This window comes from Shigella sonnei, from assembly GCF_002950395.1.
In the GTDB taxonomy this organism is placed as follows: Bacteria; Pseudomonadota; Gammaproteobacteria; order Enterobacterales; family Enterobacteriaceae; genus ECMA0423.
Window position 1 is genome coordinate 317,914 of sequence record NZ_CP026802.1, and the last position, 14,955, is coordinate 332,868.

The following is a 14,955-nucleotide window of genomic DNA, read 5'->3' on the forward strand; positions in this document are numbered from 1 at the left end:
TAGTCAGGACATAACCACGAGGAGCATGAATGCGGTGGCTCTACTTTATCACTGGCTGACTGCTTTCAGCTACTGATTATTAATCGTGCAAAGTAAAAAATTTTCCGCACGCAATAGCGTTGCATTTAACGTGCTGTTTTCATTGATGCTTAGCAAAAATTGCCAGAGGTTAAGGATTGTCTTACTATTAAAGTGACTGAAGTTACAGGTTTTTTAGCGCGGCAGGAGGTTGAGCTATGATTTATTTATGGATGTTTCTCGCCCTGTGTATTGTCTGCGTAAGCGGCTACATCGGTCAGGTACTGAACGTGGTATCGGCGGTCTCTTCTTTCTTCGGCATGGTGATCCTCGCTGCACTCATTTATTACTTCACCATGTGGTTAACTGGCGGTAATGAACTGGTGACGGGGATATTTATGTTTCTTGCCCCGGCTTGTGGCTTGATGATTCGCTTTATGGTGGGGTATGGCAGGCGATAGTGGGTCAGGATGGCTCATTTGGGCAGGTGTTCACATCAGCATCAGACATGATTGTTCACCTGCCATGTGACAGACGCTATCGCACAGGATGAATAAGATAATTCGCCTTTGTCGGATAAGTAGGCGTGATTTCTTCTGTGAGGTTTAATGGTGGCGCATCTTCTCTCATCTTAAACAAAATCGCCTGTGATGGCTGAAGTTTTGTAGAGTGTGTGGTTGTCATCGCTGATGTTTTTTCAGTCTCTTTATAGCTCCTCTCACTTACACCACCAGAAATGGAAAATGCAAAAACATTGCATGCCATAATAGAGACCAATAAAAATAAGCTGAAAAGTATTAAGTTTACTTTCATAGAAAGTTATCCTGAAAATGGTTCACTGAGAACCATACGATGTTATGGCTGTATTTACATATAATTAATCAATATTTACATCAATATAATAAATGACATCTCTTTGTGGTATATAAGAATAGTTCTCTGCGACAGGAAGCATATTCCTACAACTGTAAGACTAAATGCCGCTTTGCGATAATAACTACAATTGTAAGATAACCCTTTCAAAATGACCGTTGCTCTCTGATTTCTCATTTCATGCTCACCCAATATGATGGCGGCGTTTTCTAAAACTGTTAAAGAATGAGGTAAGTATGAAACGTTTAATTATGGCTACGATGGTCACAGCAATTCTGGCATCTTCAACTGTATGGGCTGCTGATAATGCACCGGTAGCGGCACAACAGCAAACTCAGCAAACCCAGAAAACGGCAGCAGCAGAGCGTATCTCTGAACAAGGTTTATATGCGATGCGTGACGTGCAGGTAGCGCGCCTGGCTCTGTTTCATGGCGATCCGGAAAAGGCAAAAGAACTGACCAATGAAGCTTCCGCTTTGCTGTCAGATGACAGTACCGAATGGGCAAAGTTCGCTAAGCCAGGTAAAAAGACCAATCTCAATGATGACCAATATATTGTCATTAATGCATCTGTCGGAATTTCTGAGAGTTATGTAGCAACACCCGAAAAAGAAGCCGCGATAAAAATTGCCAATGAAAAAATGGCGAAAGGGGATAAAAAGGGCGCAATGGAAGAGCTTCGCCTGGCCGGTGTTGGCGTAATGGAAAACCAATATCTGATGCCGCTTAAACAGACTCGTAATGCACTTGCTGATGCGCAGAAACTGCTTGATAAAAAGCAATACTACGAGGCAAACCTGGCGCTTAAAGGTGCGGAAGATGGAATCATCGTCGATAGCGAAGCACTGTTTGTGAACTAATGCTGACAGGCAGTATATTGAGGTAAAGGATTTAACTCCCTCCAGCCGACAATTTTTTATGACCACAATACGACAGGTTGTGGTCATAAAATTATTTGGCGCTCGCGGTTCTATAAACACGCATTTTATTTTCCTCAAAGTAAACCGCAATAATCCAGTGTCATCACAAATCATTTATTATGTTATGCTTTATGGTACGCTTTAAAAAGCGTAATCATACTCTTACTTGTAAATCACCGGCGCTTCTTACAGTTGTAAGAATAACATCACAAATGTCGCGACTCTCTCTGATTACCACGAATAAATATTTATCATATTCTTCTTTTCGTCCTCACTACTTACCATGCAGAAAGGAATTGGAAGTGGCGATGAAATAATTTTCAGTACTTGATACAGGAATTTAAAAATATCGAGTGCCGCTACGAAGATATTTTGCAGATTATTTATAGAGGGCGTTATGCCTTAAATAAACGCTAAATTAACACATATTTAATTAACTAATAGGTATTGCTATGTCAACTCCACTTCAAGGAATTAAAGTTCTCGATTTCACCGGTGTGCAATCTGGCCCATCTTGTACTCAAATGCTGGCCTGGTTTGGCGCTGACGTTATTAAAATTGAACGTCCCGGCGTTGGTGACGTAACGCGTCACCAACTGCGAGATATTCCTGATATCGATGCGCTTTACTTCACCATGCTTAACAGTAACAAACGTTCTATTGAGTTAAATACCAAAACAGCGGAAGGCAAAGAGGTAATGGAAAAGCTGATCCGCGAAGCTGATATCTTAGTCGAGAACTTTCATCCAGGGGCCATTGATCACATGGGCTTCACCTGGGAGCATATTCAAGAAATCAATCCACGTCTGATTTTTGGTTCGATCAAAGGGTTTGATGAGTGTTCGCCTTATGTGAATGTAAAAGCCTATGAAAACGTTGCTCAGGCAGCGGGTGGCGCGGCATCCACTACGGGTTTTTGGGATGGTCCGCCGCTGGTAAGCGCTGCAGCGTTGGGTGACAGCAACACCGGAATGCATTTGCTGATCGGTTTACTTGCTGCTTTGCTGCATCGCGAAAAAACGGGGCGTGGGCAACGAGTCACCATGTCAATGCAGGATGCCGTATTGAACCTTTGCCGCGTGAAATTACGTGACCAGCAGCGTCTCGATAAATTGGGTTATCTGGAAGAATACCCGCAGTATCCGAATGGTACATTTGGTGATGCAGTTCCCCGCGGTGGTAATGCAGGTGGTGGCGGTCAGCCTGGCTGGATCCTGAAATGTAAAGGCTGGGAAACCGATCCTAACGCCTATATTTATTTCACTATTCAGGAGCAAAACTGGGAAAACACCTGTAAAGCCATCGGCAAACCAGAATGGATTACCGATTCGGCATACAGTACAGCCCATGCCCGACAGCCACATATTTTCGATATTTTTGCTGAAATCGAAAAATACACTGTCACTATTGATAAACATGAAGCGGTGGCCTATTTGACTCAGTTTGATATTCCTTGTGCACCGGTTTTAAGTATGAAAGAAATTTCACTTGATCCCTCTTTGCGCCAAAGTGGCAGTGTTGTTGAAGTGGAACAACCGTTGCGTGGAAAATATCTGACCGTTGGTTGTCCAATGAAATTCTCTGCCTTTACGCCGGATATTAAAGCTGCGCCGCTATTAGGTGAACATACCGCTGCTGTATTGCAGGAGCTGGGTTATAGCGACGATGAAATTGCTGCAATGAAGCAAAACCACGCCATCTGATATTAACGGGGGCTTCTGGCTCCCAATTTATAAAAATTTCGAGGTTATTAATCATGTCAGATCAACTTCAAATGACAGATGGTATGCATATCATCGTTGAAGCATTAAAACAGAATAATATTGACACTATTTATGGTGTTGTAGGTATTCCTGTGACGGATATGGCACGCCATGCCCAGGCGGAAGGCATTCGTTATATTGGTTTTCGTCATGAGCAGTCGGCAGGCTATGCCGCTGCGGCAAGCGGTTTTCTTACCCAAAAACCGGGGATCTGCCTGACAGTTTCTGCGCCAGGATTCCTCAATGGTTTGACCGCATTGGCCAACGCAACGGTAAATGGTTTTCCGATGATCATGATTAGCGGCTCCAGCGACCGCGCGATCGTCGACCTACAGCAAGGTGATTATGAAGAGCTGGACCAAATGAATGCGGCAAAACCGTATGCCAAAGCAGCATTTCGCGTTAATCAGCCGCAGGATCTTGGCATTGCATTGGCACGCGCTATCCGGGTCTCTGTATCGGGTCGCCCTGGCGGAGTTTATCTTGATTTGCCAGCAAATGTCCTGGCCGCGACGATGGAAAAAGACGAAGCGTTAACCACGATTGTTAAAGTTGAAAATCCGTCGCCAGCATTATTGCCATGCCCGAAGTCAGTCACTAGCGCAATTTCGCTTTTAGCAAAAGCTGAACGGCCATTAATTATCCTTGGCAAAGGCGCGGCGTATTCACAAGCTGATGAACAGCTTCGTGAATTTATTGAAAGTGCTCAGATTCCATTCCTGCCAATGTCTATGGCGAAAGGGATCCTTGAAGATACGCATCCACTTTCTGCGGCAGCTGCGCGTTCGTTTGCCCTGGCAAATGCTGACGTTGTCATGCTTGTTGGTGCACGACTGAATTGGTTATTGGCACACGGTAAAAAAGGATGGGCGGCAGATACACAGTTTATTCAACTGGATATTGAACCGCAGGAAATTGACAGCAACCGCCCCATTGCTGTGCCAGTCGTTGGTGATATTGCATCCAGTATGCAAGGTATGCTGGCAGAACTGAAACAAAACACATTTACGACTCCACTGGTATGGCGCGATATTTTAAATATCCACAAGCAGCAAAATGCACAAAAAATGCATGAAAAATTAAGTACAGATACTCAACCATTAAATTACTTTAATGCATTAAGTGCTGTGCGCGACGTATTGCGCGAGAACCAGGATATTTATTTAGTTAATGAAGGTGCAAATACCCTGGATAATGCACGAAATATTATTGATATGTATAAACCACGTCGTCGTCTGGATTGTGGTACCTGGGGTGTCATGGGCATCGGTATGGGCTATGCCATCGGTGCTAGCGTGACTTCTGGTTCTCCGGTTGTCGCCATTGAAGGTGATAGTGCTTTTGGTTTCAGTGGGATGGAAATTGAAACGATTTGTCGATATAACCTGCCGGTGACGATCGTTATTTTTAATAATGGCGGCATCTACAGAGGAGACGGTGTTGATCTCAGTGGCGCTGGTGCACCATCACCAACGGATCTGTTGCACCATGCAAGGTATGACAAATTAATGGATGCGTTTCGTGGCGTTGGCTATAACGTCACCACGACAGATGAACTTCGTCATGCTTTAACCACCGGTATTCAGTCGCGCAAACCGACCATTATTAATGTGGTCATCGACCCTGCTGCAGGAACTGAAAGTGGCCATATTACCAAACTTAACCCAAAACAAGTCGCTGGTAATTAAATACTGACATCGTCTCCTCTTGCCAACTCATTATGCGATGGTGAGGGGACCCTTATCGGAAATACTATTATGCTAACATTTTTTATTGGCGATTTATTGCCTATTATCGTAATCATGCTGTTGGGTTATTTTAGCGGCAGACGAGAAACTTTTTCAGAAGATCAAGCCCGCGCATTTAATAAACTGGTATTAAACTACGCTCTTCCTGCGGCTCTATTTGTTTCTATTACCCGGGCAAACAGGGAAATGATTTTTGCGGACACTCGTCTGACCCTTGTATCACTTGTGGTTATTGTCGGATGTTTCTTTTTCTCCTGGTTTGGTTGCTACAAATTTTTTAAACGTACCCATGCAGAAGCCGCTGTATGTGCATTAATTGCGGGTTCACCTACCATTGGATTCCTGGGGTTTGCAGTTCTCGATCCTATTTATGGTGATTCCGTATCAACAGGTTTAGTGGTAGCAATTATTTCTATTATTGTTAACGCAATTACTATTCCTATTGGTCTGTATTTGCTGAATCCTTCCTCAGGAGCGGATGGTAAGAAGAATAGTAATCTGAGCGCATTAATTTCTGCGGCAAAGGAGCCAGTAGTATGGGCACCTGTTCTGGCAACGATCCTGGTGCTGGTTGGGGTAAAAATTCCGGCAGCATGGGACCCGACCTTTAATCTGATTGCGAAGGCTAACTCAGGGGTAGCGGTATTCGCTGCGGGGTTGACTCTGGCTGCACATAAATTCGAGTTCAGTGCCGAAATTGCTTATAACACCTTCCTGAAGTTGATTCTGATGCCACTGGCGCTGCTTCTCGTTGGTATGGCATGTCATTTGAACAGCGAACATTTGCAGATGATGGTACTGGCAGGCGCATTACCGCCGGCATTCTCCGGAATCATTATTGCCAGCCGGTTTAATGTCTACACCCGTACTGGTACAGCGTCATTGGCTGTGAGCGTACTGGGCTTTGTCGTCACGGCTCCCTTGTGGATTTATGTCAGTCGACTGGTTTCATAATTAATCATGTTATTGATTTTACATAAATGCCGAAGTGTCTTTTCACCTTCGGCTTTTTTCAAGGCATAAGCAAATGACAAATAATGAAAGCAAAGGGCCGTTTGAAGGCTTATTAGTTATCGATATGACACATGTCCTTAATGGACCTTTCGGAACTCAACTTCTTTGTAATATGGGCGCAAGGGTAATTAAAGTTGAGCCACCAGGTCATGGTGATGATACCCGCACATTTGGTCCCTATGTGGATGGACAGTCACTCTATTACAGTTTTATTAATCATGGCAAAGAGAGTGTGGTTCTTGATTTAAAGAATGATCACGATAAAAGTATATTTATAAATATGCTCAAACAAGCTGATGTATTAGCTGAGAATTTTCGCCCAGGTACAATGGAAAAACTGGGGTTTTCATGGGAAAGGTTACAAGAAATCAACCCGCGCCTCATATATGCTTCATCGTCAGGTTTCGGACATACCGGTCCGCTAAAAGATGCTCCTGCCTACGATACCATCATTCAGGCAATGAGTGGGATAATGATGGAAACAGGGTACCCTGATGCTCCGCCAGTGCGTGTTGGTACCTCTCTTGCGGATCTATGCGGCGGTGTCTATTTATTCAGCGGAATAGTGAGTGCACTTTATGGCCGCGAAAAGAGCCAGAGAGGGGCGCATGTCGATATAGCGATGTTTGATGCCACGCTGAGTTTTCTGGAGCATGGTCTGATGGCATATATTGCGACAGGGAAGTCACCACAACGCCTGGGAAATCGCCATCCCTACATGGCACCTTTTGATGTTTTCGATACTCAGGATAAGCCGATTACGATTTGTTGTGGTAATGACAAGCTTTTTTCTGCGTTATGCCAGGCACTGGAGCTTACGGAACTGGTTAATGATCCCCGATTTAGCAGCAATATTTTACGCGTACAAAACCAGGCTATTCTTAAACAATATATTGAGCGAACGTTAAAAACGCAGGCAGCTGAAGTTTGGTTAGCCAAAATACATGAAGTTGGTGTGCCCGTCGCGCCGTTATTAAGTGTGGCTGAGGCCATTAATTTGCCACAAACTCAGGCGAGAAATATGTTGATTGAAGCCGGAGGAATAATGATGCCGGGTAATCCGATAAAAATCAGCGGCTGCGCGGACCCGCATGTTATGCCGGGAGCGGCAACGCTCGACCAGCATGGGGAACAAATTCGCCAGGAGTTCTCATCATAAATGTAAGATGTGCTGGTAAATAGCTCCCACATTAGAACATTGTGGGAGCCGCTATTTAGTTATTTTTCTGACAGAAAACAGCAATCTCCTGGTCCAGCTCTGCAATGTGTTCTTTTACAGAGTTCAGCAACTGAAGAATTTCAGGCTTACTGTCATCTGAAACAGGTGTTATTTCTAACTGATGGCTAATATTAATCAACTTTTGCAAATTCAGGATGTTAGCCGCACCGTGGATGCGATGAATACACTGATGGAAAGTTCTGTTATCGCCAGCTTCTAGTGCTTGAAACGCAGCGGGTAGATCTTTATGCGTTTCATGCTGGAAAGTCATGAGAATCTCCTGCATCAGTTGTAGATCGTTCGCCGTATTATTTTTCAGGGCTTCGATATCAAGGTGGCGATACTGAGGTGCAATATGCGCAACCTGGTGTAACTGACTTAAATGTGTTTTCAGTACATCCAGGGTCAACGGTTTGAACAAACATAAGTTCATGCCGCAACTTAACCCTTTTTCACGTTCGTTAGCCTGTGCGTTGGCTGTAAGCCCCCAGATGGGTAAGGAAGAATTTTGCTCACGGAGTTTGCGAGTCAACTCAAAACCATCCATATTCGGCATATTAACGTCAGTAATAAGCAGATCATAATGTTGCATACTGACTTTGTGTAGCGCTTGCACACCATCAGTGGCTTCATCAACATCATATCCTAATAGATTTAGCTGGCGTTTGAGTAATAGCCTGTTGGTCGGATGATCATCCGCGATTAATATGCTCAACTTTTCAGGTAGTGTGATGGGGTGTTCTGCTTTTGCCTCGACAGTCGCCACTTGCTGGCTAATTTCTACCGGGATTGTGATCGTAAATGTTGTTCCTATGCCTGGATGACTTTCTAATGACAAATCGCCCTGCATATTTTTAATTAATTCTTTGCAGATCATTAAGCCTAAGCCAGATCCTGTTTGCTGGCGACCTGCACTTGTTTGGCTGTAGCGTTTAAAGAGTTGTTGTTGTTCTTCCTGCGATAATCCACTTCCAGAATCCATAATCGTCATTTTGATAACAGCGTGGTTGTCATCAATGTGAACCAGGGAGGTCGTAATTTTTACTGCCCCCTCGGTGGTAAATTTGAGAGCATTGCTCAGTAAATTTGATAAGACCTGCTTAAACGCCTGAGGGTCGATCTTAACCAGGTAATGATCAGGAAATGTACTGCTGCAAATTAATGCGATCGATTTGCTTGCAGCAATCGCACCGAAAGAGTGACAAGTGTTCTGGACTAAAGTAGGGATATCGACCCATTGTGGTTGAAGTTGATAGTTACCCGATTCAATTTTGTCGACATCAAGGATTTCACCAATTAAGCCGAGGAGTGATTGTCCGGTGGAGTAGGCAAGTGAAATCGCCTCCACCCGTTGCTCCTTGCTAAGACCAGAACCCGACAGAAGTTCCAGGAAGCCCATAATGGAGCTTATTGGTGTTCTTATTTCGTGACTCATTGTTGCCAGAAACTGACTTTTTGCGACAGTTGCATTGATCGCTTTATTTCTCTCTACTTCGAGTGCATGAATTAAATCACGCGTCTCTGTAATATCTTGCCAACCACAAATATAAACAGCATGATCGCTGGCTGGCAGATTGCATAATGTATGCCAGTGATTAATGCATCTTTTCTCGATGCCATTATCAATTTCAAAAACCTGTGTGTATATTGTTCGATTTTCTTTCGTTTCTGCTGTGACTTCATGCGCATTAGAAAAAACATCTTTAAAGGGGAGTCACTGTTTTCTAATGGTAACATTGCATTTTTGTAGTAATCCGCAGTGAAATAATGTTCAAAAGCACTATTATGACTAATGACATTACCTTGCCAGTTTACAACATAAGTTGGATTCGGTAAGGAATCCGAGAGTGCTTTTCGGAATGATATTTGGTTTTCTAAATCACCCTGAATGACTTTACGACGACGAACTGAGCGTAACAGGTAGAATCCCCATAAAAGGCTACTGCCAACTAATAAAACGGATAATGTCGTAACAATATAAAATTGCTCGCTATAGAGGTCCCATGTGTCAATGGTCACATTGGGCATTTTAATCCATTTTTCGGTCAGGCGCAGAACTTCGCTTGGGGGATTGCATTCAGTGCTTTATTAATAATATCCTTAAGTTCCGGTTCTCCGCGAGGAAAAGCGAACGAAAGCGATGCATTCGGAACGCCGGGAATAAGAAAATGATAAAGTTCATTAGGATAGTAATGGTCGATCATGTAACGTGAATTTAACTGTGTCGCGACCAGAGCATCAAGTTCGCCTTCCTTGACCTTGTGAAATGCAGCGCTGGCGTTATCGACTTTTATCCACTCTACCTCCGGATACATCTCTTTTAATTGCGAATGAAGCTCATAATAATATGGAATGGCAACTTTCATTCCTTTTTTTAATGTTTGTTCACTGTCAGGCGCTTTTTGCATGACAAAAACGTAAGGCGTTGTTATGAAGGCTTCAGCAAATAAAACATTATTTTCTCTATCTTCACTATAAATAGCACCGGGTAATATATCCCATCCGCCGGGATTCAGCTGTGTTCCAGCATGGATATTGTGTGAAACGGTGATCGGAGAAAAATTTAAACCTGTTTGCAAAGTAATAATATTAAGAATATCCCCCATAACGCCCCGAACCGAGCCATTTTCATCCGTCATAGAATAGGGAGGGGAGTAAGGATTTTCCAGCACCTTTAAATCGGGATGCTGCTTAATCCATTGTTTTTCATGTTCAGTGAGTTCTAATGGTTTGTTCAGAAAGGCCAGGTTTCCTGTATCAAGCCAATTTTGTGATACTTCATAGCGAACTTCATTTGTCAAAGCATCAACAAATCGATTGAGTACTTCATTAAGAACGACAGATTCTTTTCTGGTCAAGAAAAAATTATATTGACGCGGTGAGTTATAATATTTCACTACATTTAAGGAGTGAGTGAAATAGCGGGAAATCATACTGCTGGTAATGATGTTACTACCAATAAAGTAATCATTCTGTCCGGCTGAGACGGATGCTAATGCCTGATATAAATTTGTAAAAGAGATAATTGTTGCTTTTGGAAATGATTGATGAATTACCTCGTCAGGGGGATAATTTGCTACTCGAGCAATATTTACTGGTTTTGATGAGGTAAGCGGTCGCATTGAATCGTGAAGGGTGGTTACCAGCGCCGGAAAGGTAATTATCAGTGGTTTGGTTGCAGCAATGTCATCATTAAGAGGCGGCGAAGCTACTAAATGTGATAACACTATATCGACTTCACCTTCTTCCAGCGCGTCCATTGCTTTTTGATGATCGGCGTATTCCCGGAGTGTTAATTTGATATTTAACGTTCTTTTTAAAAGATTTAAATAATCAGCATTAATACCACGAACTCGTTGCTGCGAATCGGTATGCAACAACGTAGCCGTTTGGGACTTATGTACTGCAATCACAAGATTTTTTTTGCTCGCTAACCAACGTAATTCCTTGTTGCTCAGACGTACTGGATCAAGTATGACACGGTTGTTACTACTGATGCCACGATATTCGATGTAATCTTCGTCTGCGAAACTTATGGTCGACCAAAGACCACAACAGAGAAGAAAAATATAGGGTAAAAACTTCATGTGGTTAGCCGATTTTGTTACGTTGTGCGAATGTGTAAAGATCCATCAGTGATTTACATTCTAATTTTTCCATCAGGCGACTTTTATAAGTGCTGACAGTTTTGTTGCTGATGAACATTTTTTCCGCAATGTCATTATTATCCTTGCCATCAAGAATATACCGCATGACACTAATTTCTTGTTTCGATAAGGAGTCGAGTTTTTGCTGGTCGGACGTTAAACTTCCAACAAACCGGTTGAGAGAGAAGGGGAAATAGCAGTAGCCATTTTTTGCAGCTTCAATAGCCGCAATGATATTGTTCATGCCTTCTTTTTTACTCACGAAACCATTAGCGCCAGCATCAGCACAATGTTTCCCGTAAAAATGGTCATTTTTAGCGGAGACGATAATAATAATTCCGCTATATTGGCGCTTCCTCAGCGTTTCTAACACCAGGATACCGTTAACTCCGGGGATATCGACATCAATGATGACGATATCAGGCTTAAGTGTTTCCACCCGCTGAACGGCGCTTCCGCCTTCAGTTAACTCCGCTAAGATTTCAATATCGTTTTTGATCAATAAATTACGAATTGCTGCGATAGCAAGAGGATGGTCATCAATAATTATTGCGTTCATAGATTATTCCCTTTGCAATGAAGCATCTCCCTTCTCCCTGTAGTAATACAGACATAAGGCGTCATCTCATTTTCTCAATAAAAATAAGAAAATCTGAGCTTCCTTTAAGATAATTCGACAAGTATACCATATAAATAGTCGGCATAAATGAAATGTCAACAATAAAATCAGGGATTATACCGATGATTTATAGTTTCAAGTTAGCACTATAAGTCTTCTCACTAATCCTACAGGCGTAAGAATTGTATTGCAAAAGCCACGGTTTAGTCCTCTGTTGTTTTTTTTGCACCTCATTTAAATTAGGCCTCCAACGTTCCTGGGATAATGTGCAACACATGCACTGTGTTTGATATGAAGAATGAATACTCTTTTCATTCAATTCATAAATTTCATCTATGCGAAATGAGAGATAATAGTGGAACAGATTAATTCAAATAAAAAACAGTCTAACAGAAAAAAATACTTTTCTTTATTGGTGATAGTTTTATTTATTGCGTTTTCAGGTGCCTATGCCTATTGGTCAATGGAATTAGAAGACATGATTAGTACAGATGACGCCTATGTCACGGGGAATGCAGATCCAATTTCTGCACAAGTCTCAGGTAGTGTCACTGTAGTTAATCATAAAGATACGAACTACGTTCGACAGGGTGACATTTTAGTTTCACTGGATAAAACTGATGCCACTATCGCACTCAATAAAGCTAAAAATAATCTGGCAAATATTGTTCGGCAAACGAATAAACTGTACTTACAGGATAAACAATACAGTGCCGAAGTCGCTTCAGCACGTATTCAGTATCAACAATCCTTAGAAGATTATAACCGTCGTGTGCCTTTAGCGAAGCAGGGGGTTATTTCAAAAGAAACGCTGGAGCATACCAAAGATACGTTAATAAGTAGCAAAGCGGCACTGAATGCCGCTATCCAGGCTTATAAAGCGAATAAAGCTTTAGTAATGAACACACCATTAAACCGTCAGCCACAAGTAGTTGAAGCGGCGGATGCAACCAAAGAAGCCTGGTTGGCGCTTAAACGTACGGATATAAGGAGTCCGGTTACTGGCTATATTGCCCAGCGAAGTGTTCAGGTCGGCGAAACAGTGAGTCCCGGACAATCGTTAATGGCTGTCGTACCGGCACGTCAAATGTGGGTTAATGCCAACTTTAAAGAAACACAACTCACGGATGTACGGATTGGTCAATCAGTCAATATTATCAGCGATCTTTATGGTGAAAATGTTGTGTTTCATGGTCGGGTGACAGGGATCAATATGGGAACCGGCAATGCGTTCTCCTTATTACCTGCACAAAATGCGACAGGGAACTGGATCAAAATCGTTCAGCGTGTACCGGTTGAAGTTTCTCTTGATCCAAAAGAACTCATGGAACACCCCTTGCGCATTGGTTTATCGATGACTGCAACTATTGATACGAAGGACGAAGACATTGCTGAGATGCCTGAGCTGGCTTCAACCGTGACCTCCATGCCGGCTTATACCAGTAAGGCTTTAGTTATCGATACCAGTCCGATAGAAAAAGAAATTAGCAACATTATTTCGCATAATGGACAACTTTAATGGCAATCACTAAATCAACTCCGGCACCATTAACCGGTGGGACGTTATGGTGCGTCACTATTGCATTGTCATTAGCGACATTTATGCAAATGTTGGATTCCACTATTTCTAACGTCGCAATACCGACAATATCTGGCTTTCTGGGAGCATCAACAGACGAAGGCACCTGGGTTATCACCTCGTTTGGTGTAGCAAATGCCATTGCGATCCCTGTTACTGGCAGGTTGGCACAAAGAATAGGCGAATTAAGATTATTTTTACTTTCAGTAACCTTTTTTTCGCTGTCTTCATTAATGTGTAGCCTATCGACCAATCTTGATGTGCTGATATTTTTTAGAGTCGTTCAGGGGTTAATGGCGGGGCCGTTAATTCCACTGTCACAGAGTTTATTATTAAGGAATTATCCGCCAGAAAAAAGAACATTTGCTCTGGCATTATGGTCAATGACCGTGATTATCGCTCCGATATGTGGGCCGATATTGGGCGGTTATATTTGTGATAACTTTAGCTGGGGTTGGATATTTTTAATCAATGTCCCTATGGGGATTATCGTCCTGACATTATGCTTAACCTTACTTAAAGGAAGAGAAACTGAGACTTCACCGGTCAAAATGAATCTACCAGGACTGACCCTGTTAGTGCTCGGTGTTGGTGGCTTGCAAATTATGCTTGATAAAGGGCGCGATCTGGATTGGTTCAACTCGAGTACAATAATAATATTAACAGTAGTATCAGTTATTTCTCTGATCTCTTTAGTCATTTGGGAGTCGACCTCAGAGAACCCGATTCTTGATCTCAGTTTGTTTAAGTCCCGTAACTTCACCATTGGTATTGTGAGTATCACATGCGCGTATTTATTTTACTCTGGAGCGATCGTCCTTATGCCGCAGTTACTCCAGGAAACGATGGGGTATAATGCGATATGGGCCGGACTTGCTTATGCGCCCATCGGCATCATGCCACTATTAATTTCACCTTTGATAGGACGTTATGGCAACAAAATAGACATGCGGTTGTTAGTGACATTTAGTTTTTTGATGTATGCGGTTTGCTATTACTGGCGTTCTGTGACATTTATGCCAACGATTGATTTTACAGGCATCATTTTGCCGCAGTTTTTTCAGGGATTCGCCGTTGCCTGTTTCTTTTTACCCTTAACAACGATTTCGTTTTCAGGCTTGCCAGATAATAAATTTGCCAATGCCTCGAGTATGAGTAATTTTTTTCGTACCTTGTCAGGATCAGTTGGTACGTCGTTGACAATGACGCTGTGGGGACGACGCGAATCGTTACACCATAGTCAGTTGACAGCAACCATCGATCAATTTAACCCCGTGTTTAATTCATCGTCACAAATTATGGATAAATATTATGGTTCGCTTTCAGGAGTTCTTAATGAAATTAATAATGAAATAACCCAGCAGTCACTTTCTATTTCTGCAAATGAGATTTTCCGTATGGCGGCTATTGCTTTTATCTTACTTACGGTTTTGGTTTGGTTTGCGAAACCGCCGTTTACAGCGAAAGGCGTTGGGTGATGATAAAAGGAGGGGGTTATAGCGGGTAAGACCGGGGATCTTAAGTCTGCGCCATCGGCAGCATCGCTCACCCAGGG

The 14,955-nt window shown here is 42.7% G+C and carries 10 protein-coding genes and 1 pseudogene; 8 read left to right on the forward strand and 3 right to left on the reverse strand.

Features of this window, described 5'->3' with window-relative positions:
- Window positions 1-236: 236 nt before the first annotated feature.
- Complete coding sequence (locus C1P89_RS01760; RefSeq protein WP_000639883.1) at window positions 237-479, forward strand: YfdY family protein; 243 nt, start codon at window positions 237-239, stop codon at window positions 477-479.
- A 76-nt stretch (window positions 480-555) separates the two neighbouring features.
- Here the strand turns inward: C1P89_RS01760 and ypdI are convergent, their stop codons facing one another.
- Entirely contained in the window at window positions 556-831 is a 276-nt protein-coding gene (gene ypdI, locus C1P89_RS01765; RefSeq protein ID WP_000867637.1) for a colanic acid biosynthesis lipoprotein YpdI, read from the reverse strand.
- A gap of 296 nt (window positions 832-1,127) precedes the next feature.
- On the opposite strand from ypdI, the gene C1P89_RS01770 reads away from it, so the two are divergent.
- From C1P89_RS01770 to yfdE, 5 genes are all read left to right on the forward strand, one after another.
- Window positions 1,128-1,751: a YfdX family protein gene (locus C1P89_RS01770; protein ID WP_000825597.1), complete on the forward strand. Its 624-nt coding sequence runs from the start codon at window positions 1,128-1,130 to the stop codon at window positions 1,749-1,751.
- 512 nt (window positions 1,752-2,263) lie between these two features.
- The gene (frc, locus tag C1P89_RS01775) at window positions 2,264-3,514 is read left to right on the forward strand and encodes a formyl-CoA transferase (RefSeq protein WP_000106764.1); all 1,251 of its coding nucleotides are present in this window, start codon (window positions 2,264-2,266) and stop codon (window positions 3,512-3,514) included.
- Window positions 3,515-3,567: 53 nt separating this feature from the next.
- Window positions 3,568-5,262 (forward strand): oxalyl-CoA decarboxylase, encoded by a 1,695-nt coding sequence (gene oxc, locus C1P89_RS01780; RefSeq protein WP_001283490.1) that lies wholly within the window; start codon window positions 3,568-3,570, stop codon window positions 5,260-5,262.
- 69 nt (window positions 5,263-5,331) lie between these two features.
- Window positions 5,332-6,276, forward strand: a complete 945-nt coding sequence (gene yfdV, locus C1P89_RS01785; protein ID WP_000955028.1) for a transporter YfdV — start codon at window positions 5,332-5,334, stop codon at window positions 6,274-6,276.
- Window positions 6,277-6,349: 73 nt separating this feature from the next.
- Complete coding sequence (gene yfdE, locus C1P89_RS01790; RefSeq protein ID WP_001433504.1) at window positions 6,350-7,495, forward strand: CoA:oxalate CoA-transferase; 1,146 nt, start codon at window positions 6,350-6,352, stop codon at window positions 7,493-7,495.
- A 55-nt stretch (window positions 7,496-7,550) separates the two neighbouring features.
- On the opposite strand, the pseudogene evgS reads toward yfdE, so the two are convergent.
- Window positions 7,551-11,142 (reverse strand): annotated as a pseudogene (gene evgS, locus C1P89_RS01795) (acid-sensing system histidine kinase EvgS).
- Between the two features lie 4 nt (window positions 11,143-11,146).
- Window positions 11,147-11,761: an acid-sensing system DNA-binding response regulator EvgA gene (gene evgA, locus C1P89_RS01800; RefSeq protein ID WP_000991366.1), complete on the reverse strand. Its 615-nt coding sequence runs from the start codon at window positions 11,759-11,761 to the stop codon at window positions 11,147-11,149.
- A gap of 415 nt (window positions 11,762-12,176) precedes the next feature.
- Between evgA and emrK the strand changes: the two genes are divergently transcribed.
- Complete coding sequence (emrK, locus tag C1P89_RS01805; RefSeq protein WP_000435185.1) at window positions 12,177-13,340, forward strand: multidrug efflux MFS transporter periplasmic adaptor subunit EmrK; 1,164 nt, start codon at window positions 12,177-12,179, stop codon at window positions 13,338-13,340.
- Complete coding sequence (gene emrY, locus C1P89_RS01810) at window positions 13,340-14,878, forward strand: multidrug efflux MFS transporter permease subunit EmrY (RefSeq protein WP_001018714.1); 1,539 nt, start codon at window positions 13,340-13,342, stop codon at window positions 14,876-14,878. Before emrK ends, emrY begins: the two co-directional genes overlap by 1 nt.
- Window positions 14,879-14,955 lie beyond the last annotated feature (77 nt).

Bases quoted from the DNA above. Each gene is read 5' to 3' on its own strand.
- yfdV (WP_000955028.1), top strand. From the start codon at position 5,332: ATGCTAACATTTTTTATTGGCGATTTATTGCCTATTATCGTAATCATG.
- yfdE (WP_001433504.1), top strand. From the start codon at position 6,350: ATGACAAATAATGAAAGCAAAGGGCCGTTTGAAGGCTTATTAGTTATC.
- ypdI (WP_000867637.1), bottom strand. From the start codon at position 831: ATGAAAGTAAACTTAATACTTTTCAGCTTATTTTTATTGGTCTCTATT.
- emrY (WP_001018714.1), top strand. From the start codon at position 13,340: ATGGCAATCACTAAATCAACTCCGGCACCATTAACCGGTGGGACGTTA.
- oxc (WP_001283490.1), top strand. From the start codon at position 3,568: ATGTCAGATCAACTTCAAATGACAGATGGTATGCATATCATCGTTGAA.
- evgA (WP_000991366.1), bottom strand. From the start codon at position 11,761: ATGAACGCAATAATTATTGATGACCATCCTCTTGCTATCGCAGCAATT.
- frc (WP_000106764.1), top strand. From the start codon at position 2,264: ATGTCAACTCCACTTCAAGGAATTAAAGTTCTCGATTTCACCGGTGTG.
- C1P89_RS01760 (WP_000639883.1), top strand. From the start codon at position 237: ATGATTTATTTATGGATGTTTCTCGCCCTGTGTATTGTCTGCGTAAGC.
- C1P89_RS01770 (WP_000825597.1), top strand. From the start codon at position 1,128: ATGAAACGTTTAATTATGGCTACGATGGTCACAGCAATTCTGGCATCT.